General features: G+C 37.1%; 23 protein-coding genes and 1 tRNA gene. 22 read left to right on the top strand and 2 right to left on the bottom strand.

What is annotated here, in order from left to right; all coding sequences use genetic code 11:
• Positions 1-15: 15 nt before the first annotated feature.
• The 20 genes from H8S01_RS03925 to H8S01_RS03830 all read left to right on the top strand — a co-directional run bounded on the left by H8S01_RS03925 (position 16) and on the right by H8S01_RS03830 (position 20118).
• Positions 16-699 carry a methionine synthase gene (locus tag H8S01_RS03925; protein WP_186836247.1) on the top strand — a complete coding sequence of 228 codons (684 nt, stop codon included), beginning with the start codon at positions 16-18 and terminating at the stop codon, positions 697-699.
• Positions 692-3172: a homocysteine S-methyltransferase family protein gene (locus H8S01_RS03920; protein ID WP_186836246.1), complete on the top strand. Its 2481-nt coding sequence runs from the start codon at positions 692-694 to the stop codon at positions 3170-3172. Before H8S01_RS03925 ends, H8S01_RS03920 begins: the two co-directional genes overlap by 8 nt.
• Before the next feature lie 60 nt (positions 3173-3232).
• Positions 3233-3901, top strand: coding sequence for a redox-sensing transcriptional repressor Rex (locus H8S01_RS03915; protein ID WP_330605485.1), 669 nt, complete (start codon positions 3233-3235; stop codon positions 3899-3901).
• A 6-nt stretch (positions 3902-3907) separates the two neighbouring features.
• Entirely contained in the window at positions 3908-4516 is a 609-nt protein-coding gene (locus tag H8S01_RS03910) for a hypothetical protein (protein ID WP_186836245.1), read from the top strand.
• A 6-nt stretch (positions 4517-4522) separates the two neighbouring features.
• Entirely contained in the window at positions 4523-6088 is a 1566-nt protein-coding gene (locus tag H8S01_RS03905; RefSeq protein WP_186836244.1) for an NAD(P)H-hydrate dehydratase, read from the top strand.
• A 29-nt stretch (positions 6089-6117) separates the two neighbouring features.
• On the top strand, positions 6118-7299 hold the full coding sequence (alr, locus tag H8S01_RS03900; RefSeq protein WP_186836243.1) for an alanine racemase: 1182 nt from the start codon (positions 6118-6120) through the stop codon (positions 7297-7299).
• Positions 7300-7399: 100 nt separating this feature from the next.
• On the top strand, positions 7400-7753 hold the full coding sequence (locus tag H8S01_RS03895) for a type II toxin-antitoxin system PemK/MazF family toxin (RefSeq protein WP_021867006.1): 354 nt from the start codon (positions 7400-7402) through the stop codon (positions 7751-7753).
• A gap of 70 nt (positions 7754-7823) precedes the next feature.
• Entirely contained in the window at positions 7824-8711 is an 888-nt protein-coding gene (locus H8S01_RS03890; protein ID WP_021867007.1) for a hemolysin family protein, read from the top strand.
• A 36-nt stretch (positions 8712-8747) separates the two neighbouring features.
• Positions 8748-10556: a GGDEF domain-containing protein gene (locus H8S01_RS03885; RefSeq protein WP_186836242.1), complete on the top strand. Its 1809-nt coding sequence runs from the start codon at positions 8748-8750 to the stop codon at positions 10554-10556.
• Positions 10537-11298 (top strand): ABC transporter permease, encoded by a 762-nt coding sequence (locus H8S01_RS03880; protein WP_186836241.1) that lies wholly within the window; start codon positions 10537-10539, stop codon positions 11296-11298. Before H8S01_RS03885 ends, H8S01_RS03880 begins: the two co-directional genes overlap by 20 nt.
• Positions 11298-11912, top strand: a complete 615-nt coding sequence (locus H8S01_RS03875; protein WP_186836240.1) for an ATP-binding cassette domain-containing protein — start codon at positions 11298-11300, stop codon at positions 11910-11912. Before H8S01_RS03880 ends, H8S01_RS03875 begins: the two co-directional genes overlap by 1 nt.
• A 30-nt stretch (positions 11913-11942) precedes the next feature.
• Positions 11943-12434, top strand: a complete 492-nt coding sequence (gene ilvN / locus H8S01_RS03870; protein ID WP_186836239.1) for an acetolactate synthase small subunit — start codon at positions 11943-11945, stop codon at positions 12432-12434.
• A 32-nt stretch (positions 12435-12466) separates the two neighbouring features.
• Positions 12467-13492, top strand: a complete 1026-nt coding sequence (gene ilvC / locus H8S01_RS03865; protein WP_186836238.1) for a ketol-acid reductoisomerase — start codon at positions 12467-12469, stop codon at positions 13490-13492.
• Between the two features lie 128 nt (positions 13493-13620).
• Positions 13621-14370 carry a hypothetical protein gene (locus tag H8S01_RS03860; protein WP_186836237.1) on the top strand — a complete coding sequence of 250 codons (750 nt, stop codon included), beginning with the start codon at positions 13621-13623 and terminating at the stop codon, positions 14368-14370.
• A gap of 33 nt (positions 14371-14403) precedes the next feature.
• On the top strand, positions 14404-15897 hold the full coding sequence (locus H8S01_RS03855) for a PIG-L deacetylase family protein (protein ID WP_186836236.1): 1494 nt from the start codon (positions 14404-14406) through the stop codon (positions 15895-15897).
• Positions 15869-16534 carry a hypothetical protein gene (locus H8S01_RS03850; RefSeq protein WP_186836235.1) on the top strand — a complete coding sequence of 222 codons (666 nt, stop codon included), beginning with the start codon at positions 15869-15871 and terminating at the stop codon, positions 16532-16534. Before H8S01_RS03855 ends, H8S01_RS03850 begins: the two co-directional genes overlap by 29 nt.
• Before the next feature lie 84 nt (positions 16535-16618).
• The gene (locus H8S01_RS03845) at positions 16619-17365 is read left to right on the top strand and encodes an adaptor protein MecA (protein ID WP_021867016.1); all 747 of its coding nucleotides are present in this window, start codon (positions 16619-16621) and stop codon (positions 17363-17365) included.
• Positions 17366-17389: 24 nt separating this feature from the next.
• Positions 17390-18115 carry an ABC transporter ATP-binding protein gene (locus tag H8S01_RS03840; RefSeq protein WP_021867017.1) on the top strand — a complete coding sequence of 242 codons (726 nt, stop codon included), beginning with the start codon at positions 17390-17392 and terminating at the stop codon, positions 18113-18115.
• Between the two features lie 39 nt (positions 18116-18154).
• Positions 18155-19072, top strand: coding sequence for a SufB/SufD family protein (locus tag H8S01_RS03835; RefSeq protein ID WP_021867018.1), 918 nt, complete (start codon positions 18155-18157; stop codon positions 19070-19072).
• Entirely contained in the window at positions 19072-20118 is a 1047-nt protein-coding gene (locus H8S01_RS03830; RefSeq protein ID WP_021867019.1) for a S66 family peptidase, read from the top strand. Before H8S01_RS03835 ends, H8S01_RS03830 begins: the two co-directional genes overlap by 1 nt.
• Positions 20119-20179: 61 nt before the next feature.
• On the opposite strand, the gene H8S01_RS03825 is transcribed toward H8S01_RS03830, so the two are convergent.
• Together H8S01_RS03825 and H8S01_RS03820 are read right to left on the bottom strand one after the other, a co-directional pair.
• Positions 20180-20253, bottom strand: a tRNA-Pro gene (locus tag H8S01_RS03825).
• A 69-nt stretch (positions 20254-20322) separates the two neighbouring features.
• Positions 20323-21228: a LysR family transcriptional regulator gene (locus tag H8S01_RS03820; protein ID WP_186836234.1), complete on the bottom strand. Its 906-nt coding sequence runs from the start codon at positions 21226-21228 to the stop codon at positions 20323-20325.
• Between the two features lie 149 nt (positions 21229-21377).
• Between H8S01_RS03820 and leuC the strand changes: the two genes are divergently transcribed.
• Complete coding sequence (gene leuC, locus H8S01_RS03815) at positions 21378-22643, top strand: 3-isopropylmalate dehydratase large subunit (protein ID WP_186836233.1); 1266 nt, start codon at positions 21378-21380, stop codon at positions 22641-22643.
• 34 nt (positions 22644-22677) lie between these two features.
• On the top strand, positions 22678-23163 hold the full coding sequence (gene leuD / locus H8S01_RS03810) for a 3-isopropylmalate dehydratase small subunit (RefSeq protein ID WP_186836232.1): 486 nt from the start codon (positions 22678-22680) through the stop codon (positions 23161-23163).
• The last annotated feature ends 5 nt before the right edge of the window (positions 23164-23168 follow it).

Raw genomic sequence — 23168 nt, 5'->3', positions numbered from 1 at the left:
AGGAGTTAATGATACATGCATGCTGATATAGTTCTTGGACAACTCGATAAAAATGAAGCATTAAGATATATGGGACACAGAGGTGAAGATATTGATGAGCAGCTTGATAAGCTTATAACAAAATGTGAGAAAGAAGTGCTTAGATGTGTAAAACCCAGATTTGTATACAAAGTATGCGATATTTCAAGAGAAGAAAAAGGAATTCTTGTTAAAGATACGAATCTGTTTCTTACAGGAAATTCTATAAAAAAACATCTTGATGGATGCGATAAGGCTGTGCTTATGGCGGTTACGATATCTGCTGATGCAGACAGACTTATAAGAATAGCACAGATACGTGACATGGCTGAGGCTGTTGCGATAGACAGTCTGTGCAGCGTTGCAGTTGAACAGGCATGTGACCGGGCTGAACTTATCATAAAAGAGGAAAATCCCGGATATTACCAGACATTCAGGTTTGGACTTGGATACGGAGATCTGCCGATAAGTCTTCAGGGACAGTTCCTTCATGTATTAAATGCTCCAAAACAGATTGGGCTTAATGTCAGTTCGACAGATATGCTCACACCGACAAAATCAGTTACGGCAGTTATAGGACTGTCGAAAAATCCAATTCCTCAGAGAGCAAGAGGATGTCAGACATGCAGTATGAATAAGAAGTGTCAGTTCAGACAGAAAGGTGGACGTTGTAATGGCTAGAGATTTTAGAGAATTATTAAAAAGAGATTATGTTATTCTTGATGGAGCAATGGGAACAATGCTTCAGGCAGCAGGCATGAAAATGGGTGAAACACCTGAGATGCTTAATATTACACATCCGGAACTTCTTGTTTCTATTCATGAGCAGTATCTTAATGCCGGTTCAGATGTAATATATGCCAATACATTTGGCGGCAACGCTTACAAACTGGAAGAATGCGGACACAGCGTGGATGAACTTGTCACTGCAGGAATTAAAAATGCGATTACAGCCAGAGATAATGTCAAACCTGAGGCACTGGTAGCACTTGATGTAGGTCCGATAGGCCAGCTTTTAGAGCCTACAGGCACTTTAAGCTTTGAAGAGGCATATGAGATGTATGCAGAGGTGGTGAAAGCCGGAAGCAATGCGGGGGCTGACCTTGTTGTATTTGAGACAATGACAGACCTGCTTGATGTAAAGGCAGCTGTACTTGCCGCAAAAGAAAATTCTGACCTTCCTATAATGTGTACAATGACCTTTGAGATGAATAAAAGAACATTTACAGGATGTATGGTTCCGTCAATGGCACTTACTCTTGAAGGACTTGGTGTTGATGCCATTGGTGTCAATTGTTCACTCGGACCAAAAGAGTTAGAACCTGTTATAGAGGAAGTTACAAAATGGACCAACCTTCCTGTTGTAGTTAAGCCTAATGCAGGACTTCCTGACCCACAGACGAATGAATATAATGTGGGACCAAAAGATTTTGCTGAATTTATGAAAGATTTAAGAAAGTACGGAATCAGGGTATTCGGCGGATGTTGCGGTACAAATCCGGAATTTATTAAAGAACTTTCAGATATGCTTAAAGAAAATGGCAATGCAATTGTAAATGAGCTGCCACAAAAAGTAATTCCGGCAGCAGTATGTTCTGCAACAAAGGTAGTTCCGATAGACCAGCCGAGAATAATCGGTGAGAGAATTAATCCTACAGGTAAGAAAATATTTCAGGAAGCTTTGCGTAAAGGCGATATAGATTACATACTTAACCAGGCACTTGAACAGGTTCAGGCAGGAGCTGATATTCTTGATGTCAATGTCGGACTTCCGGGAATAGATGAGCGTGAGATGATGATAACAGCTGTCAAGTCACTGCAGTCAGTAGTGGATGTTCCGCTTCAGCTTGATTCTACAATTCCTGAAGTGCTTGAGGCAGCACTTCGTGTATACAACGGTAAGCCGATAGTCAATTCAGTAAACGGTGAGGAAGAGTCTCTTAAAAATGTTCTTCCACTTGTAAAAAAATACGGAGCTTCTGTTGTTGGACTTACTCTTGATAAAAATGGTATTCCTAAAAAAGCGGAAGACAGATTTGCAATTGCAAAAAAAATTCTAGATGCGGCACTTGTAATAGGCATTCCGAAAGAAAATGTATACATTGACTGTCTTACACTTACTGCATCTGCAGAGCAGGATGGGGTAGTTGAGACACTTAAAGCACTTCATCGTGTCAAGACAGAACTTGGATTAAAGACGGTTCTCGGCGTATCCAACATTTCCTTCGGGCTTCCTAACCGTGTGCTTGTAAATCACATTTTTCTTACAATGGCACTTGAAAACGGACTTGACCTTCCTATTATCAATCCTAATATTGAAGAGATGACAGGTGCTGTAAGAGCTTACAAGCTTCTTGCAGGATTTGATAAGAATTCAGTTGATTTTATAAAGCATTATGCAGGAAAACAGATAGTACCAAAGATTGTCATTTCTGAAAATAAATCAGCAGGAACGGACACAAAATCAGGGACGGATGGTGCAAGGGGCATACAGCAATCAGCTTCTGATAATGATACAGGACTTGAAGGTGATAAGCTTGCACTTTACAATGCAGTTCTTAACGGACTTAAAAATGAAGGTGCTGACTGTACAGCTAAGCTTCTGGAAAATACAGACTCAATGGAAGTTGTCAATGAAGTTTTAATACCGGCACTTGATAAAATCGGTGAGGAATTTGAAAAAGGCACACTTTTCCTTCCGCAGCTGATAATGTCCGCATCAGTTGCACAGGCGGCATTTGAAGTTATAAGAAAATTTATGATAAAAAGTGATGCGGCACCGGTGAGTAAAGGAAAAATTGTAATTGCGACAGTAAAAGGCGATGTGCATGATATAGGAAAAAATATTGTAAAAGTTCTTCTTGAAAATTATGGATATGATGTTATAGATCTGGGAAAAGATGTTCCTTATCAGGCTGTAGTTGATGCGGTAAAAGAAAATGATGTAAAACTTGTAGGACTTTCAGCACTTATGACAACAACACTTGTATCAATGAAAGAGACAATCGAACTTTTGCATAAAAATAATCTTGATTGTAAAGTTATGGTAGGCGGTGCTGTCCTTACACCGGAATATGCAAAAGAAATTCATGCGGATTTCTATGCGAAAGATGCGAAGGAATCAGTTGATATTGCCAAGAGAGTATTAGGCTGACTTTGACATTGTTTTAACATTGGTTTATAATAAAAAATACGAAAAAACAGGAAGGTACGGATGAGCAATATGGAAGAGACAAAAAAAATATCATCTGCGGTAATCAGGAGACTTCCAAGATACTATAGATATCTTGGTGAACTGATTGAAAGCGGTGTTCAAAGAATCTCATCAAAAGAACTCAGTGCAAGGATGAAGGTTACCGCATCGCAGATAAGACAGGATCTGAATAATTTTGGAGGGTTTGGCCAGCAGGGATACGGATATAATGTAAAGTATCTTTATGATGAGATAGCTAAAATTCTTGGTATTGACCGTACTCATAATATGATTATTATCGGTGCAGGTAATCTCGGTGCAGCACTTGTTAATTCGGGTGATTTTGCAAAGAGAGGATTTATAATAAAAGGTGTTTTTGATAATAATCATGAGCTTAAAGGCAAAAAGATAGGCAGCCTTGATATTATGATGATGGATGAACTAAAAGGGTTTATAAAAGAAAATAATATCGAGATAGTTGCACTTACAATTCCAAGACAGGCAGCAAGAGAAGTTGCAAAAGAAGTGGCTGAAGACGGAATAAAGGCAATATGGAATTTTGCACATACAGACCTTAATATGCCTGAAGATGTTGTAGTTGAAAATGTACATTTATCAGAGAGTCTTATGAGACTTTCATATAATATAGCAAATAAAAATGGTAAAACTCGTAATATACAGGAGGGTTGATTTATCATGGCAGATATTACATATGATTTAATAAAAGACACAGCATCATTTAATCATATTCCTATTCTTACACTAGATAAGAGATGGTATCTGCTTGTCCCGGAGGTCAGCAAAACTGACGAGATAAAGTATTGGGAAAAAAAGGTTAATGACCTGCTTAAAAAACAGGGACAGGTAACCAATGATTTAAAAGAAGTAAAAAAGATAAAACAACAGGTTATTCAGGATGTCGTTGAAAATATGGAAGAAGACGGCAATGATTTTCGTCGTAAGAAACGTATGAATAAAAACCAGCGTCTTATACATGAAGCAAAAGACAAGATTGAATCACTTGAAGACGAAGAAAAAGAGATTCCAAGACAGCTGGCAGAAGCTAATAGAAAACTTCTGGTTGAAACGGTAAAGATGTGCTATGCGAAGATTAATGAAAACAGGGCAGATCTTGAAGTTCTGGATAAATGGATTGAAGCTACAAGAATCAAGCTCAAAAAGAATCTTCTTATAAAGCATGATAAGGAGAGCATGAACGAACAGCTTTATTCGGGAATGCATAATATCTTTGGACCGGAGATTATGGGAGTCCTTGATGATATTAATTCAAAAGGTCAGGAGTAACTGTGTATGAAGTATTTACTTGATTCTGTTGCAATGAAAAAAATAGATGAATATTCAATAAAAACGACAGGGATTCCATCTGTAGTTCTTATGGAGCGTGCCGCATTGTCTGTATCATCATTTGTGGAAAAACTTGCATACAATAAAAAAGACAGCGGAAAAAAAGATATAAGCATCTGCGTTGTTTGTACAAAAGGAAACAATGGAGCTGACGGGCTTGCTGCCATACGTCAGCTTTATCTTCATGGTTATAAAACATTGGTGTATGAAGCTGGCAGAAAAGAGCCGGGAACAGATGAGTATGAGCTGCAGAAAAATATTATAAAAAATCTTGAAATTCCATTTGAATGTGCGGTACAAGATAACATACTGCCACTGGATGAATATGATTTTATTATAGATGCAATGTTTGGAATTGGACTTTCAAGAGATGTCACGGGTGTTTATGCACAGATTATAGATGAGATTAACCGTGTCAGTGCAGTTAAGGTGGCGGTTGATATTCCGTCGGGACTTAGTGCGGGAATAGTTCAGGTAAGCAATAAGAAAGTAAAAGCAGATTATACAGTTACATTTGGATTTGACAAGACAGGGATGGTTTTGTATCCCGGTAGGAAATATGCAGGAAAAGTAATAGTTTCTGATATAGGTTTTGCAGTCAGTCAGGACAATGTGCAAAAAATATTAGAAAATAATCCGGCAAGAATGATTGAGAAAAAGGATATTCTGATGATTCCTGAAAGAGAAGCAGACGGTAATAAAGGAACGAGCGGAAAAGTGCTTATAGCGGCGGGAAGCAGGAGTATGGGCGGTGCGGCGTTTATGTCAGCACAGTCTGCATACAGAAGCGGCTGCGGGCTTGTGAGGGTTTTTACACATGAAAATAATAAAAATGCACTTCTTACACTTGTGCCGGAATCAATATGTGACACATATAATGATAAAAACAGCAATTGTGATGAACTTACAAAATGGTGTACATGGGCCGACTGCATTATTGCAGGTCCGGGCTTATCGGTTTCAGGACAGTCAGAAGAGATTGTAAAATGCATTTTACAATCAGGTTCGGATGCAACATTAATACTTGATGCGGATGCTTTGAATATCATCTCAGAAAATGAAGAATATTATGAATATATAAGCAGATACAAAGGCAAAGTGATTATGACACCGCATGTTGGAGAAATGTCACGGCTTACAGGAAAAAGCGTAGGACAGATAAAGGGAAATTCTGTGGAGACGGCATTATGTTATTCAAAAGAACATGGTGTTATATGCGTATTAAAAGATGCAGCAACAGTGGTTTGTGACCATGATAACATATATATCAATACTTCCGGCAATTGCGGAATGGCAACAGGCGGTTCCGGAGATGTGCTTACGGGAGTTATTGCCGGCATGATGTGTGCAGGATTTGATGATGAGTGTTTTGCAGCAGCACTGGCTGTATATATACATGGCTGTGCCGGTGATATGTGCCGGAAAAATCAAGGCATATTTTCAATGAAAGCATGGGATATTGCAGAGTCGTTAAGCACAGTTTTTACACAAAATAATACAGATTATAATTAAAAAATAAGGAATCGGGGAACAGAGTTAAAATGGGAAAGTATTACAGAGTATATGCAGATGTTGAACTCGGAAACATAGAATCCAATGTAGAGGCACTTATGGCACTTACGCCTGCCGGCACAAAGTCACTTGCAGTAGTCAAGGCAGATGGATACGGGCATGGAGACGTTGCAGTTGCAAAAGCAGTGTATTCAAAAGTCTTCGGGTATGCTGTTGCAACTCTTGATGAAGCAGTTAATTTAAGAGAAAATGGAATAGATAAACCTATATTAATACTTGGCTTTGTAAATACAGATGAATATGAAACTCTGGTTGAAAATGAAGTTGCAGCTACAGTTTTTGATTATGAGACAGCCGAGGAATTAAGCGAGGCGGCAAAAAAGGCAGGAAAGACAGCAATATGCCATATTAAAGTAGATACAGGAATGAGAAGAATAGGAATGGAACCTGATGAGAGCGGTGTTATGCTTGTAAAGAAAATCGAGCAGCTTCCTAATCTTAATGTAAGAGGTATTTTTACTCATTTTGCAGCTTCGGATGAGACTGATAAAACATCAGCAAACAGACAGTATGAGAAGTTTAATGGTTTTATAAAAAAACTTGAAGATGAGGGGATTACATTTGAAATAAAACACTGTGCAAACAGTGCGGCAGTTATAGATATGCCTGATACATATAAAGATATGGTGCGTCTTGGAATAGCAATGTACGGAATGTATCCTTCTGACGAAGTTAATAAAGATAAAGTTCAGCTTAAACCGGCACTTGAACTGAAAAGTCATGTTACTATGGTAAAGACAGTACCGGCAGGCGAACGTGTAAGTTATGGCGGAACATTTACAACACAGCATGAGACAAAGCTTGCAACTGTCTCTGTCGGATATGGAGACGGTTATCCGAGAAATCTTTCGTCAAAAGGATATGTGATTATTCGTGGACACAAAGTTCCTATTGTCGGACGTGTGTGTATGGACCAGATGATGGTTGATGCGACATCAATTCCGGATATACAAAGAAATGATGTTGTCACACTTATCGGAAAAGATGGAAATGAGGAGATAACTGTAGAAGAAATCTCTGCTCTAGCAGGAACATTTAACTATGAATTCGTATGTGATCTTAATAAAAGAATTCCAAGGAATTATTATTATAACGGCAGATACATAGGAAGCCATGATTATTTCCATGAAAAATGGAATCTTGAAATCTGAAACAGGCAATATATATTAATAAAAAATTGAATACACACCCGTAAGCTGGAAATACTACGATTATCAGATTAATAAATAGCTTTGGGGGAGTGTGATAGATTTGGTAATTAAACGTGGTGATATATTTTATGCAGATTTAAGACCGGTTGTCGGTTCAGAACAGGGTGGAGTAAGACCTGTACTTATAATACAGAATGATACAGGCAATAAACACAGTCCTACTGTAATATGTGCTGCGATAACATCAAAAATGAATAAAGCTAAGCTGCCCACACATGTTGAAATTGATTCAAAAAGATTTGATATAGTAAAAGATTCGGTCATTTTACTTGAGCAGCTGCGTACAATAGACAAGAAGAGATTAAAAGATAAAGTGTGTCATCTTGATAATGAGATTATTTCGCAGGTTAATCATGCTTTATCAGTTAGTCTTGAGATGGATTCTATTGACTGATAATATGTTTATATGTTACTATAAAAAAGCATACTGATTAAATTGGTTTGTTTAAGAAAGGATATAGAAGATGAACGAAGGCCATCCCGCGGATGGGAACGAAGGATTATTTTCTTCACTTTTTAAAAAGATTACAGGTAAAGTGAAGAAAGATGATGATGTAACAGAAGAAGAGATTATGGATATGGTCAATGAAGGCCATGAACAGGGTGTTTTAAAAGAGAATGAAGCTGAGATGATTGGCAATATTTTTGAGTTTGGGGAGAAACATGCATCTGATGTCATGACTCACAGAAAGAGTATTGTAGGAATTGAAGCTGATACTACAGTAGAAGAAGCTTTTGAATTTATAATGGGCGAGAATTATTCAAGATATCCTGTGTATGACGGCGATATTGATAATATCATAGGAATTCTTCATATAAGAGATCTGCTCAAGATATATTCAGAAGAAAAGAACAGAAAAAAGAAACTTGTCGATATGAAACATCAGGTTCTTTTTGATGCGAGTTATATACCTGAGACAAGAAATATAAGTGTTCTTTTTAAGGAGATGCAGTCCGATAAAGTACATATGGCAGTTGTTGTTGATGAATACGGACAGACAGCCGGTATTGTTACTATGGAAGATATTCTTGAAGAGATTGTCGGTAACATTTTTGATGAATATGATGATGAAGAAGTGCTTATAAGCCGCCAGCCTGATGGCAGTTATATAATAGACGGACAGACACTTCTTGAAGATATAGAAGATGCATTTGACATGCATTTTGACTGTGAAGATATTGATACTATAAATGGTTACCTTATTTATAAAATGGGGAAGATACCACAGGATAATGAACAGTTTGAATGTACTTGTGACGGATATTCATTCAGAGTGCTTGAGGTGCATGACAGGATGGTGACAAAAGTTGGAGCAAGGAGAGAAGAAGAAAGACAGCAGCCTGTTACATAACATTTTATACTATGGTATATATCAGGGGTGAGGATTATGATACCAGTAAGTTTAAGACATGAAGACAGTGAGGTTCTGGAAGCAAATTGTACAATTACAAAAGATTATCAGATTATAAGCGGCGATGAAAGTTTTTACAGGATGATTGGCGAGAATACAATGTTTCTTATGAATAAGCTCATTTATCCTGATGATTTGAATATATTTGAAGAATGTATTTTTTCTGATAAGAATAATTTTGTACTGCTTAGAATTCATACAGCAAAAGAAGTATTCAGATGGGTTTTGATGAGAAGACGTTTTGAAGCTGATGAGCCGGGGAGAATTGAGCTTCAGATTAAAGATGTAATAACACAGAATGATAAATTTGAACTGTATTATAACAATGTCCGTAAATACCGCGTATTTATGAATCAGATGAAGCAAAGATTTTTTGAATACGATTTTAAGACTAAAATTATAACTATATACTTTTATGTTAATGGACATTCGGAGATACTTGAAAAAGATATGCTTAGTGAGTGGCAGAAGAGAGTAGTCAGGATGGGCTTTGTTGAAGGCGAGAATATAGAGCGTTTCAACAGAATGTGTGATGATATAGAAAATGGCATCGACAGTTTTTCATCGACATTCCAGTCTTCTTTTATGTCGCGTGGCACAAGAACAGATTTGCTCAATTTCAGGGGCGAGACAATGAGAGAAGGCTCAATTAACATGCTCGTTGTCGGTCTCATCGACGAAATTGGCGGAAGAATTGATGCACAGCCCGTACTTTATGATAATGATGTAAACAAAGATTCTGCTACAGGACTTCTTAATAAAAAGGCTGTAACGGAAGCGGTTATTGATGCACTTGCCGAGGCTGACACTCTTAATGACAGAAGAACTCTTTATCTTGCTGTAATGGATATAGATGATTTTAAAAATGTTAATGATACATATGGACATTATTTCGGTGATGAAGTTATTGCCGGATTTGCCGCTGAATTGCGAAAGAATATTGGTGATAAAGGAATTATAGGAAGAATTGGCGGCGATGAGTTTATATGTCTGTTTACTGACTGTCATAGTGAAGATGATGTAAGAATTTATCTTAAAGCGATAAGAAAAGGACTGAGTTTTTCTTTGGCTGAAAAACAGCCGGGATATGAATTCGGAGCATCGATTGGTGTTGCAAAGTATCCGCAGGATGGCACGGTATATGAAGAATTATTCCGTATTGCAGATGGATGCCTTTATATTGCAAAAGAAAAAGGCAAGAACAGATATATAATTTATGATGAAAAGCTTCATGGAAAAGCAATTGCAGAAGGAATCGAGAATGGACATATAATCGGTGGTGACTTTATGAAGCCTTACGAGAAGGGTAATATGACTGCCGATATGATTGCAAGGATAGTGAAAGATGGCAGAAATGCAATAGATAGTGTATTTACCGAATTGATGGATAAGATGCACATTCAGGGTATATGTGTATATGCCGGTGATGACATGGCATGTGTCAAGAAGTATGGCAAATATGGAAATCACCCGCAATATGCCGCACTTATGGGAAATGAGAAATATCTTTCCTTATTTAATGAGAATGGAATTAATGTTATCAATAATATAACATCGCTTGCAATGGATTTTTATGATATATATAAGATGCTGATTGAAGAAAAGATATGTTCATCGCTTCAGATAGGTGTAAAAGATGCAGATTGTGTATATAAATGGCTGATCTGCTTTGATACATTTGGTGACCATAAGAGAAAATGGAGCCATGACGATATTATGTCAATATATATACTTATAAAGACTATTGCAAAACTGGATGAAATTAATGATGAAAAAAATCTTTAAACAGAACATCAATAAAATAATTATTATAGTTGTATGGCTGCTTATATGGCAGGCAGCAGCATCATTGACAGGGCTTGAACTTATTTTGGCAGGCCCTGTCAATGTGTTTAAGGCATTATGCACAAAGCTGGGTGAAAAAGATTTTTACATAGCAGCAGGCGGAAGCTTTGTACATATCTTTGCCGGTTTTATAATTGCATTTGTGACAGCATGCATTATAGGTTTTCTTGCATCTTTTTGCGGATGGCTCAGGGAATTTTTAAGACCGGCAATAGTAATAATGCAGTCGCTTCCGATAGCATCATTTATTATTGTGCTGATTATATGGTTCGGCTCGAAAAATGTTGCGGCATATATTTCATTTATTGTTGTATTTCCGATGATTTATAACAGCGTTATAACGGGCGTTGGCAATGTGGACAGCAAAATACTCGAGATGGCACAGGTGTTTAATGTTCCGTGGTGGAAAAAAATAAGATGTATATATGCTGTGTATGTGCTGCCGTATATTCAGACCTCTCTGAAATCGGCACTTGGAATGTGCTGGAAAGCAGGGATTTCGGCTGAAGTAATCGGGCTTGTGACACATTCAATAGGAGAACAGCTGTATTATTCAAAATTATATCTGATGACAGCAGATTTATTTGCCTGGAGTATAGCAGTTGTATTTATAAGTTTTATTTTTGAGAAAATATTTATGAAACTTGTGGATTTGACAGTCTTAAAGATGAGGAAACTGTAATGATAAAACTTGAAAATATATGTAAAAGTTATGATGAAAAGACTGTACTTGATAATATTATGGCAGAGTTTCCGGATGACAGCATAACATGTATTATGGGGGAATCGGGAGCCGGCAAGACAACACTTGTAAGGATTATAGCAGGACTTGAAAATGCTGACAGAGGGACAGTTAGCGGTGCAGGGGCTGTGTCATTTGATTTTCAGGAAGACAGGCTTATAAATGATATAAGTGCGGCAGACAATATTATGCTTGTTCTTGATAAAAATGATTTTAGCGGACATGATAAGAAAACGATGCGTAAAATTATAAATGAAAATCTTGCAGAGGTCCTAAAGGACTATCCTTCGGATAAAAGTACCGGAACTTACAGCGGCGGCATGAAAAGGCGTGTGTGTCTTGTCAGGGCAATGATGAAAAAATCGGATACGGTTATTCTGGATGAGCCGTTTTCCGGCATGGATGAGGAGACAAAGATTCTTGCAGCAGAGTATATAAAAAAGCATCGTGACGGCAGAATATGTATAGTTGTGACGCATGAAAAAAGCGATTCAGGATTACTTGATGGTGGTATTTATTTGTTGACAACGGACAAGGCAGTTGATACAATATAGTGAAGTTCTTTTGTTATACGGGAGGTACATATGAGACATGCAGTTTTTTCTATTCTAGTTGAAAATTCAGCCGGTGTTTTAAGCCGTGTTGCAGGACTTTTCAGCAGAAGAGGTTACAATATAGATAGTCTTACTGTTGGTGAAACAACGGACCCTAAGGTGTCAAGAATGACAGTTACAGTTACAGGTGATGATGATGTTCTTGAACAGATTGAGAAGCAGCTTTCAAAGCTTATAGATGTCAAAGAAGTTGTAGAACTTCCGGCAGAGGCATCTGTGTGCAGGGAACTTGTTCTTGTTAAGGTTGAATGTGATACGACAAGAAGACAGGAAATTATAGCTATAAGTGATATATTCAGAGCAAATATTGTTGATGTTTCAACAGAATCTGTTATTATAGAGCTTACGGGAGCACAGAGCAAACTTAATGCTTTTATTGAATTACTTAACGGTTTTAAAATTACAGAACTCGCAAGAACTGGTATTACAGGACTTGCAAGAGGAACTGCAAGTTTAAAATAAATATTAATTAATACTTTTGGAGGTAAAGTAAGATGGCAGAAGCTAGGATTTTTTATCAGCAGGATTGTAATTTATCATTATTGGATGGTAAGACAATCGCCATTATCGGTTATGGCAGTCAGGGACATGCACATGCATTAAATCTTAAGGATTCAGGTTGCCATGTAATTATTGGTCTTTATGAAGGCTCAAAGTCATGGAAGAGAGCAGAAGAGCAGGGCTTTGAAGTATTTACTGCAGCAGAAGCAGCAAAGAGAGCTGATATTATCATGATTCTCATTAATGATGAGAAGCAGGCTAAGTTATATAAGGAAGATATCGAACCAAACCTTGTACCAGGCAATATGCTTATGTTTGCTCATGGTTTCAACATTCATTTTGGTTTAATCAAGGCACCTAAGGGCGTTGATGTTACTATGATCGCTCCTAAGGCACCTGGTCATACAGTACGTTCTGAGTATCAGGCAGGTAAAGGTACACCTTGTCTTGTAGCTGTTGAGCAGGATGAGACAGGTAAGGCACTTGAGATGGCACTTGCATATGGCCTTGGTATCGGCGGTGCAAGAGCTGGTCTTCTTGAGACAACATTCAGAACAGAGACAGAGACAGACCTTTTCGGTGAGCAGGCTGTTCTTTGCGGTGGTGTTTGTGCATTAATGCAGGCTGGTTTTGAAACACTTTGCGAAGCTGGTTATGATCCAAGAAATGCATACTTTGAATGTATCCATGAGATGAAACTTATCGTAGATCTTATCTATCAGTCAGGTTTCGCAGGAATGAGATATTCAATCTCTAATACAGCTGAGTATGGTGATTACATAACAGGTCCTAAGATTATCACAGATGATACAAAGAAGGCTATGAAGCAGATTCTTAAAGATATCCAGGATGGTACATTTGCAAAAGAGTTCTTACTCGATATGAGCGAAGCTGGCGGACAGGTTCACTTTAAGGCTATGAGAAAACTTGCTTCTGAGCATCCATCAGAGAAGGTTGGCGAAGAAATCAGAAAGCTTTACAGCTGGAACGACGAATCAGACAAGTTAATCAACAACTAATTTGTTCGGATTTCCGGATATTTATATACCCCGCCGCTTTCGGCGGGGTGTTTTTTACGCAACAGGTGGAATAATTTAAAGCCTGTATGATACATATTATTAGTATTTGCCAAGGAGACAGATTTATAATGTATAATTTTTCTAAATCAAAAAAAATACTTTTTGCTATAATGGCAGTTTCTTCATTAACATTTGCTGCATGCTCACAAAAAAACAGTTCGGATGAAAATGTGACATCAAATCAGGCACAGACTGAGTATGAGAGCAAATCATCAGGTACACAGGCAGTACAGCAAGAGACAACAAAAGAGCAGATTAAAGGTGTAAATAAAATTGCACTGTATATAGACCACAAGGATACAGGTATACATGAACTTGCTGATACATATTCATCTGCGTGGGTTAAAGGAAAAGATATTATAAGTTTTGACGCATTTGGATGCGATGAAAAGACATTTTCATCTAATGGCATGAACTTTAAAAAATTATGGGAAAGTTACTGGACACAATATGAAGGATATGAGAATTCTAAAATAGGTTATATTGTGAGTTTTAAACTGAAATCAGGAGAGGAAATAAATACTACAATTAAAAATCCTGATGATGTTTTTGTATATAGAAATTATCTTGAAAATTATCTGTATGATGATATAAATCAGGTCCAGGGTGAGTGGTACAGCCATCTTTTACAGTCAGAAGTGACTGATAAAACACGTATGACTTCAATAAAATTTACAGCAGGACAGGATATTGATAAAGTTGGCGACACAATAAAACTGACAGCTTTTGTATACAATTCGGATGATGATTTTGATGCTTCCGGCAATTACAAAGGAAATGTGAGTTATACAGTTACAATAAAAAATACAGCACAATAAAATTAGGAGAGGAATATATAGGTGAAAATTTACATGTTAAGTAAATATTTAAAAAAGGCAGCGGCAGTAATGTCGTCTGTAATGATTTTTTCATTTGCAATACAGGCAGTATCACCATCATTTGTTGCAAAAGCAGACAGTGTAAGTGCACAGACAACAGCGTCAGCACAGGAACAGCAGGAAGTACAGGCAAAACAGCTTACATTAAATCTTTTGGCATCATCTGGAAAGAGCGTGGCAAATCTTTTGGACGATGCGTATACATCTAAAGTGTCATTTGCGGCAGGAGATACACTTACAGTTTCAGCTGATGAACCTATGCAGGGTGTATATCTTAAATGGGCTTCGCTGGAAAGCAGCTATAGCGTGTCATATAACGGAAAAGAGCAGAAAATCACGAAGGAAGATATGCTTCATAAGTATATTGATTTTGGGGAGACAGTTACAGAATGTACAATAACTTTTGAAAGTGCAGCTTCTGTGTGCGATATATTTGCATATGGAAAAGGTAAACTTCCTGATAATGTGCAGGTATGGGAAAAACCATGTACAGACGCTGATATACTTGTATTTTCGACACATGCAGATGATGAAATTCTTTTCCTTGGTGGAGTTCTTGCAACATATGCAGGCCAGCAGGGGCTGAATGTGCAGGTTGCATATATGACAAATTACTGGAATGGTGCGACTGTAAGGGAACATGAAAAACTTGACGGTCTCTGGGAGAGCGGTGTAAAGCATTATCCTGTTAATGGGGAATTTGATGATATATACGCTACAGATCTTAATGGTGCAATGAGTGTTTATTCTTATGATGATGTACTTGGTTATGTTACAGAACAGATAAGAAGGTTCAAGCCGCTTGTTGTTGTTACACAGGATATCAATGGAGAATATGGACATGGAGGACATATGCTTCTTGCAAAGGCTGTATGTGAGGCTGCCGATAACAGCGGAACGGCTTCATTTAAACAGGAATCTGCTGATAAGTATGGTGCGTGGGATGTTCCAAAAACTTATATACATCTTTATGGCGAAAATAAAATCAGGATGGATTTAAGACAGCCGCTTTCAAATATGAAATCAAGAACAGCAATAGACGTTGCCAAAGATGCGTATTTACAGCATGTATCACAGCAGTGGTGCTGGTTCTACGTATCGGATGAATATGAATACAGCTGTGCTGATTTTGGACTTTACAGGTCTACAGTCGGTACTGATACAGGCAATGACATGCTTGAAAATGTAACGACATATGAAGAAAAAAAGCGGATTGAAGAAGAGTCAAAAGCTGCAGAAGAATCCTCAAAACAGGAAGAATCTTTAAAGACAGCCGAAAAAGAGGAGATAAGAGAACAGAAAGCTGTTAAAAAGAGAAACGTAGTTCCGGTTATTATTATTGCTGTTCTGGTTGTTGTGCTTGCAGCTGCCGGAGTGGTTTATCATAATTATATGGAAAAGATGCGCCGCAAAAAGAGAAGAAAAAACAGGGGGAAAAATGGCAGTCATAGGGGTAATACAAGATAATCTGTATAAATCACGTGCAAATATAGCAATAAAAAGGATAAAGAAAAAATGTTCCGGGCTTCCTGTTATGATTCACCAGGTCAGTGAAATCCGTGGATACAACAGTACATATGCACTGCTTAATGCAGTTGTTATTCGTGATGCAGATATTGTAGTTGTTGAACTGGACAGGTTGAATGATATCAGGCTGAAATATCCGGATATATCTGAGAATATCAGCATTGCAGCGGTTCTGAAAGCAGGAAATCCTGGAAATGTACTTATAACAAGAAAATTTGAAAAAAAGTTTGGGCATGCTGTGGCATTGTGTGATTCAATACAGGCTGTAAGGCAGCTTGAAAGCATATTTGATGGTATAGTATGCAAGTATAATGATGATGATACAGTAAAACAGATAGAAAGATTAAAACAGGGGCAGTGTGATGCACTGTTTTTGTCAACAGACAGGGTAAAAGTAACGCAGAGTGAACATATAAGAGGACTTTCCTACAAATATTATGAGGGAAGTGAAAAAGATACATCACAAGGAAAAGCTGTGTGGGTGATAGTGGCAAGATATGATAACAAAGGTCTTATAGATATTCTGGAAAAACTTTCTGATGTAAAAACAGTTGAAATGTGTCGTAAAAAATTGTAGAATGTATTATTATATAAATATAATGCTGTGTGACAGTAAAAATGCAAATATTAATAGTTTAATAGATTATTGGCGAGGATACATATGGAATTTAAAAAGATTGATGATAAAAAGTTTCAGTGCCTTCTTTTTGAAGAAGATTTAGAGGAAAATAATATATCATTAGATGACTTTTTTAGAAATGATACAGAAAAGATACATGGACTTCTTGATGTTGTTATGGAAGAGGCAAGAAAAGAGATTGGTATAGCACCTTCAGGTGAGATGATTTCATTACAGCTTGCACCGCAGCCTAATAATTCTTTGCTTCTTACGGTGTCATCCGGCGGTGATGATATTTCGGACATGTTAAGACAAGCAGGAAAGAGAGCGGCAAAAGCACTTTCTTCAATGAGTCCGAAAGAAAATAATATTATAAAGAATTCAGATGACAAGCGTAAAAAGAAAGTCAAAGAAGCCGAATTTGAAAGTGTTGCCGTCAAAGACGGTGATGAATTTTTTGCGATTGACTGTGAAGGCGGATTTGTTGACAGTGAACTTGCAATATGCAGATTTTCAGAATGGGCTGAATTTGAAAGATTCTGTTCACAGAGCAGAAGAACATGGGGTGTCCACAACACACTTTATAAGGATAATACTGATGTTTATATTGTTCTTGAAAGAGGAAGATGCTCAACTGTAAAGTTTTCTCAGCTTGTTAATGATATGCTTGAATATGGTGAATTTGTACCGGCAAATGTGGAAAAGATAGGATATATAAAAGAACATTATCATAAGATCATAGCTGATAATGCTATTAATATTACTAAAAAATATTGTACTGCCGGATAATTGATAAACAGTATGGAGGAAAAGATGCTTGAATTAAAAGATATATGTTTTAATGTGAGACAGGATTCAAAAGAAAAAGAAATTTTGAAAAATATTAATTTGAAAATTGATGAGCGTTTTGTTGCAATAACAGGACCTAATGGTGGAGGCAAGTCTACACTTGCAAAGATTATAGCCGGAATTGAAAAGCCTACATCAGGAAAAATTATCCTTGATGGAGAAGATATTACAGATTTATCGATAACAGACAGAGCAAATAAAGGCGTAAGTTTTGCATTCCAGCAGCCTGTAAGATTTAAAGGATTGACAGTAAAAGATTTAATTACACTTGCAAGCGGTAAAAAGATAACAATTGCGGAAGCGTGTTCATATCTTTCAGAAGTTGGTCTTTGTGCAAAGGATTATATTAACAGGGAAGTTAATGCTTCACTTTCAGGAGGAGAACTTAAACGAATTGAGATTGCAATGATTATTGCAAGGGGAACAAAACTTTCTTTGTTTGATGAACCTGAAGCAGGAATAGATTTGTGGAGTTTTAATAATCTTATAAGAGTTTTTGAGTCACTTCATGAAAAGATTAAAGGCTCAATAATTATTATTTCACATCAGGAAAGAATTCTTAATATAGCTGATAAAATTATTGTTTTATCAGGTGGAGAAGTGACTGCTGTCGGAACAAAAGATGAGGTAATGCCAAAGCTTATTGAATCATCAGAAGCCTGTTCAACACTTCTTGATAAACTAGCTTAATAATACAGTTAATATATTTGAATGGAGATTATTTAGATTATGGATGCAATACAAAAAAGCATGCTTGAAAAGATAGCGGATCTGCATGAAGTGCCGGAAGGAGCTTATAATATACGTTCTAACGGAGCACTTGCAGGCAGAAATACAACTGCCAATATAGATATTGTTACAAAGCAGGATAAACCGGGAATAGACATAATTATCAAGCCGGGCACAAAAAATGAGAGCGTTCACATTCCGGTTATATTAAGCGAGAGTGGACTGAATGACTGCGTATATAATGATTTTTATATCGGTGAAGGTGCAGATGTTGTGATAGTTGCAGGATGTGGAATTCATAACTGTGGAACTGATACATCAGAACATGATGGAATTCATACATTTTTTATCGGTAAAAATGCAAAAGTAAAATATATCGAAAAACATTATGGTGAAGGTGACGGAACCGGTGAAAAGATTCTTAATCCCACAACTATAGTCCATATTGATGAAGGCGGATATATGGAGATGGAGACAACACAGATAAAAGGTGTTGATTCAACAATAAGAGATACACAGGCTGATTTGAAGGACGGTGCATCTTTAGTTATAAAAGAAAAGATTATGACACACGGAAACCAGACTGCCGAGACTAACTTTGTAGTTAATCTTGATGGTGTAGATTCAAGTGCCAATGTAATATCACGTTCAGTTGCAAAAGATTCATCAAAGCAGGTATTTAATTCAAAAATATGCGGTAACAACAAGTGTTACGGACATACTGAATGTGATGCAATTCTTATGGATAACGGACATGTCAATGCGGTGCCTTCGCTTGAGGCAAATGACCTTGATGCAAGTCTTATCCATGAGGCGGCAATCGGCAAGATAGCTGGAGAGCAGCTTATCAAGCTTATGACACTCGGACTTACGGAACATGAGGCAGAAGAGCAGATTATTAATGGGTTTATGAAGTAATGAGATATGCAGAATTTTTAAAAAAAGATGGTGTAATAGGTTTTGTGGCTCCATCTTTCGGATGTGCCACTGAACCCTACAGAAGTGCATTTGACAGTGCAAAAAAAGAGTTTGCAAGGCGGGGATATATTCTTGTAACCGGTCCTAATTGTTATGAATCTTCCGGAATAGGAATAAGCAGTACGCCACAGAAGTGCGGAGAGGAACTCACATATATGTATATAAACAGCAGTAGTGATATTCTTATATCATGTGGTGGTGGTGAGCTGATGTGTGAGACTCTTGAGTATGTTGATTTTGATAAAATAAAGAATTCACCTCCGAAGTGGTACCTTGGATATTCTGATAATACCAATTTTACTTTTTTACAGACAATACTTAATGATACAGCATCTATTTATGGTGTGTGTGCAGGTGCATTTGGCATGAAACCGTGGCATAAAGCAATTGATGATACATTCCGTCTTATCACAGGAAAGAAACTGCGTTTTACCGGGTATGACAAATGGGAAAAGGAATCATTAAAATCAGAAGAAAATCCTTGTGCGACAATGAATGTCACAGAAAAAAGAATAACTCCTGCATTCATTGGAAGTAAAAGGATAGCTTGTGAGGATACTGATATTACTTTTTCAGGACGTTTAATTGGCGGATGTATGGATTGTCTTGTTAATATTTTAGGAACAAAGTATGATAAAGTTGCTGATTTTAATGAGCGATATAAAGAAGATGGTTTCATATGGTTTCTTGAAAGCTGCGATTTGAATGTATTTGCCATAAGACGAGCTATGTGGCAGATGGAAAATGCGGGATGGTTTAAGTATTTAAAGGGCTTTGTGATAGGACGTCCGCTTGTATTCGGACAGGAAATGATGGGGCTGGACCAGTATGAGGCTGTTCTTGGAATTATAGGAAAATATAATGTTCCTGTCATCATGGATGCAGATTTGGGACATTTATCACCGACAATGCCGCTTATCTGTGGAAGTGTAGCAACAGTCAGCATAAAGGGAAATAATTACAGTATAGATATGAAACTGATATAAAAAATGGCGGGCAATAATTTGCCCGCTATTTTATGTATAAAATAAATTTTCTAAAAGACAATCGGAATGACGTGATTCGAACACGCGGCCTCTTCGTCCCGAACGAAGCGCTCTACCAAACTGAGCCACATTCCGCAATAATATTTCCGGATATAATCAATATGCCAAAAACATTATATATTTTAATAGCATTTTGCATAAATGTCAATAAAAAGTTCTGCTTTTAAGAAAGTTGATAAGAGATGTGCATGCACTGTCAGATGGAAGTGATTTGCTGTATGCAAAGCATATCTGGCGTGGCTTTATAGTAGATGGTGTTTTTATCTGAATAAGTGATTTGTTATTAAGCTCTTCTTTTATGAATTCTTTAATAATGCATCCGACACCGAGACCGGTTTTTACAAAGTCAATTAAAAGCTCCATACTATTTACTTCCATGGCTGTGTCAGAAGAAATTTCCCAGCTGCTTAAATAATTGTTGATAAATTTTCTTGTAAGGTTGTTTTTATCAAGAAGAATCAGGTTTGAATTGTTTATTATATCATTTGAAGATATGTTTTCACGTTCAATCAGTCCTTTGGCATATTGCGGTGATGATACGAATATGTCATGAATCTGGCCGGCACATATATAGTCGAGTTTTTTTGCTGAATCGGGTCTGGCAATAAGTCCGATATCAATTTCGTTGTTTTCAATAAGCTCAATTGTGTGGCTTGTTGACTGGCACGATATTGTTATCTGCATATGTGGATATTCTGTAAGAAAATCTTTGAGACAGGGAAGAAGAATGTGCTTGCACAGAGTTGAACTTACACCAATTCTTATATGTCCTATTCCAAGTTCGTGTATATGCCTTAATGTATCTTCACCTGCAGAAATTGTCTCAAAAGCACTGTGAAGATATCTGTAAAGTATATTTCCTTCATTAGTTAAAGTTATGCCTTTTGATGAGCGTTTTATAAGGCTGACTCCAAGTGATTCTTCAAGTTTTTTGATGGATTTACTGACGGCCGGCTGGCTGATATAAAGCGACTTTGCGGCACCGGATATGCTTGACGAACGTGCAACTGTAAGAAATATATGATATAAAGGTATATTTGCTGGATTCATAATGCCTCCTTGAATGATTTATGAAATGCACTAATGTATAACTTCAAGTTATAACTGATATGTATAATATGTATTTGCATTATATCAATAAGTGTATTAGAATACAATAAAAGCATTTAAATTATAGTCTGAAAGGATGGTAGATAAAGATGGGAATGACAATGACACAGAAGATTCTTGCTGCTCATGCAGGTCTTGACAAGGTTGAGGCAGGACAGCTTATTGAGGCAGATCTGGATCTTGTACTTGGTAATGATATCACATCGCCGGTTGCGATTCATGAGATGGATAAGATGACTGTTAAAACTGTATTTGATAAGGATAAGATTGCACTTGTACCAGATCATTTTGTACCTAATAAAGATATTAAGTCTGCTGAACATTGTAAATGTGTAAGACAGTTTGCAATGAAGCATGATATTACTAATTATTTTGAAGTTGGACAGATGGGTATTGAGCATGCACTTTTGCCTGAAAAAGGACTCACAGTTGCCGGTGATGTTATTATCGGTGCTGATTCACATACTTGTACATATGGTGCACTTGGTGCATTTTCTACAGGTGTTGGTTCTACAGATATGGCTGCCGGAATGGCAACGGGCAAAGCATGGTTTAAAGTACCTTCTGCTATTAAGTTTAATCTTACAGGCAAGCCTTCAAAATGGGTAAGTGGTAAAGATGTGATACTTCACATTATCGGTATGATTGGTGTTGATGGTGCTCTTTACAAATCAATGGAATTCACAGGTGACGGAATTGCGAACCTTACAATGGATGACCGTTTTACAATTGCCAATATGGCAATAGAAGCAGGTGGAAAGAACGGTATTTTCCCTGTAGATGATCTTACAAGAGAATATATGAAAGAACATTCAAAGAGACCGTTTGTAGAATATAGTGCAGATGATGATGCAGAATATGAACAGGTTTATGATATTAATCTTGCAGAGATTAAGCCAACTGTTGCATTTCCTCATCTTCCTGAAAATACACACACAGTTGATTCTATAGATGATATTAAGATTGATCAGGTTGTAATCGGTTCCTGTACAAATGGCCGTATAGATGACCTTCGTTGTGCGGCAAAGATTCTTGAGGGAAGAAAAGTTGCAAAAGGACTTCGTGTAATCGTAATTCCTGCGACACAGAAAATCTATCTTCAGGCAATTGAAGAGGGACTTGTTCAGACATTTATCAATGCAGGTGCTGTAGTAAGTACACCTACATGTGGTCCATGTCTTGGCGGTTATATGGGTATTCTTGCTGAAGGCGAGAGATGTGTTTCAACAACTAACAGAAATTTCGTAGGACGTATGGGACATGTTGACTCAGAGATTTATCTTGCAAGCCCGGCTGTTGCGGCTGCCAGTGCTGTTACAGGTAAAATAAGCCAGCCATCAGAACTTGGTTTATAATATAATTTGAATATAGATTAATGGAGGATTAGTGATGAAAGCAGAAGGAAGAGTTTTTAAATATGGCGATAATGTTGATACAGATGTAATTATTCCTGCAAGATATCTGAATTCATCTGACCCGGCAGAACTTGCTACACACTGCATGGAAGATATTGATAAGGATTTTGTTAAAAATGTAAAAAAAGGTGATATAATTGTTGCAAATAAGAATTTTGGATGTGGTTCTTCAAGAGAACATGCTCCTATTGCAATTAAGGCAGCAGGCGTAAGCTGTGTTATTGCTGAAACATTTGCAAGAATTTTTTACAGAAATTCAATTAATATCGGACTTCCTATTATTGAGTGTCCTGAAGCTGCAAAAGCTATCAATGCAGGTGATGATGTAGAAGTTGATTTTGACAGCGGTGTCATAACTGACAAGACAACAGGCCAGAGCTTCAAAGGACAGGCATTCCCTGAATTTATGCAGAAAATCATAAAAGCAGAAGGACTTATTAATTACATTAATAATAAGTAATAAGA

This window comes from Lachnospira hominis (ex Liu et al. 2021) (assembly GCF_014287955.1).
GTDB classification, from domain to species: domain Bacteria; phylum Bacillota; class Clostridia; order Lachnospirales; family Lachnospiraceae; genus Lachnospira; species Lachnospira hominis.
Note: the sequence above shows the minus strand (reverse complement) of the source record. Positions and strands in the feature narration are given on the sequence as shown.

Coding starts and splice junctions, on each gene's coding strand:
- H8S01_RS03925 (WP_186836247.1), top strand. CDS start 16: ATGCATGCTGATATAGTTCTTGGACAACTCGATAAAAATGAAGCATTA.
- H8S01_RS03920 (WP_186836246.1), top strand. CDS start 692: ATGGCTAGAGATTTTAGAGAATTATTAAAAAGAGATTATGTTATTCTT.
- H8S01_RS03915 (WP_330605485.1), top strand. CDS start 3,233: ATGAGCAATATGGAAGAGACAAAAAAAATATCATCTGCGGTAATCAGG.
- H8S01_RS03910 (WP_186836245.1), top strand. CDS start 3,908: ATGGCAGATATTACATATGATTTAATAAAAGACACAGCATCATTTAAT.
- H8S01_RS03905 (WP_186836244.1), top strand. CDS start 4,523: ATGAAGTATTTACTTGATTCTGTTGCAATGAAAAAAATAGATGAATAT.
- alr (WP_186836243.1), top strand. CDS start 6,118: ATGGGAAAGTATTACAGAGTATATGCAGATGTTGAACTCGGAAACATA.
- H8S01_RS03890 (WP_021867007.1), top strand. CDS start 7,824: ATGAACGAAGGCCATCCCGCGGATGGGAACGAAGGATTATTTTCTTCA.
- H8S01_RS03885 (WP_186836242.1), top strand. CDS start 8,748: ATGATACCAGTAAGTTTAAGACATGAAGACAGTGAGGTTCTGGAAGCA.
- H8S01_RS03880 (WP_186836241.1), top strand. CDS start 10,537: ATGATGAAAAAAATCTTTAAACAGAACATCAATAAAATAATTATTATA.
- H8S01_RS03875 (WP_186836240.1), top strand. CDS start 11,298: ATGATAAAACTTGAAAATATATGTAAAAGTTATGATGAAAAGACTGTA.
- ilvN (WP_186836239.1), top strand. CDS start 11,943: ATGAGACATGCAGTTTTTTCTATTCTAGTTGAAAATTCAGCCGGTGTT.
- ilvC (WP_186836238.1), top strand. CDS start 12,467: ATGGCAGAAGCTAGGATTTTTTATCAGCAGGATTGTAATTTATCATTA.
- H8S01_RS03860 (WP_186836237.1), top strand. CDS start 13,621: ATGTATAATTTTTCTAAATCAAAAAAAATACTTTTTGCTATAATGGCA.
- H8S01_RS03855 (WP_186836236.1), top strand. CDS start 14,404: ATGTTAAGTAAATATTTAAAAAAGGCAGCGGCAGTAATGTCGTCTGTA.
- H8S01_RS03850 (WP_186836235.1), top strand. CDS start 15,869: ATGGCAGTCATAGGGGTAATACAAGATAATCTGTATAAATCACGTGCA.
- H8S01_RS03845 (WP_021867016.1), top strand. CDS start 16,619: ATGGAATTTAAAAAGATTGATGATAAAAAGTTTCAGTGCCTTCTTTTT.
- H8S01_RS03840 (WP_021867017.1), top strand. CDS start 17,390: ATGCTTGAATTAAAAGATATATGTTTTAATGTGAGACAGGATTCAAAA.
- H8S01_RS03835 (WP_021867018.1), top strand. CDS start 18,155: ATGGATGCAATACAAAAAAGCATGCTTGAAAAGATAGCGGATCTGCAT.
- H8S01_RS03830 (WP_021867019.1), top strand. CDS start 19,072: ATGAGATATGCAGAATTTTTAAAAAAAGATGGTGTAATAGGTTTTGTG.
- H8S01_RS03820 (WP_186836234.1), bottom strand. CDS start 21,228: ATGAATCCAGCAAATATACCTTTATATCATATATTTCTTACAGTTGCA.
- leuC (WP_186836233.1), top strand. CDS start 21,378: ATGGGAATGACAATGACACAGAAGATTCTTGCTGCTCATGCAGGTCTT.
- leuD (WP_186836232.1), top strand. CDS start 22,678: ATGAAAGCAGAAGGAAGAGTTTTTAAATATGGCGATAATGTTGATACA.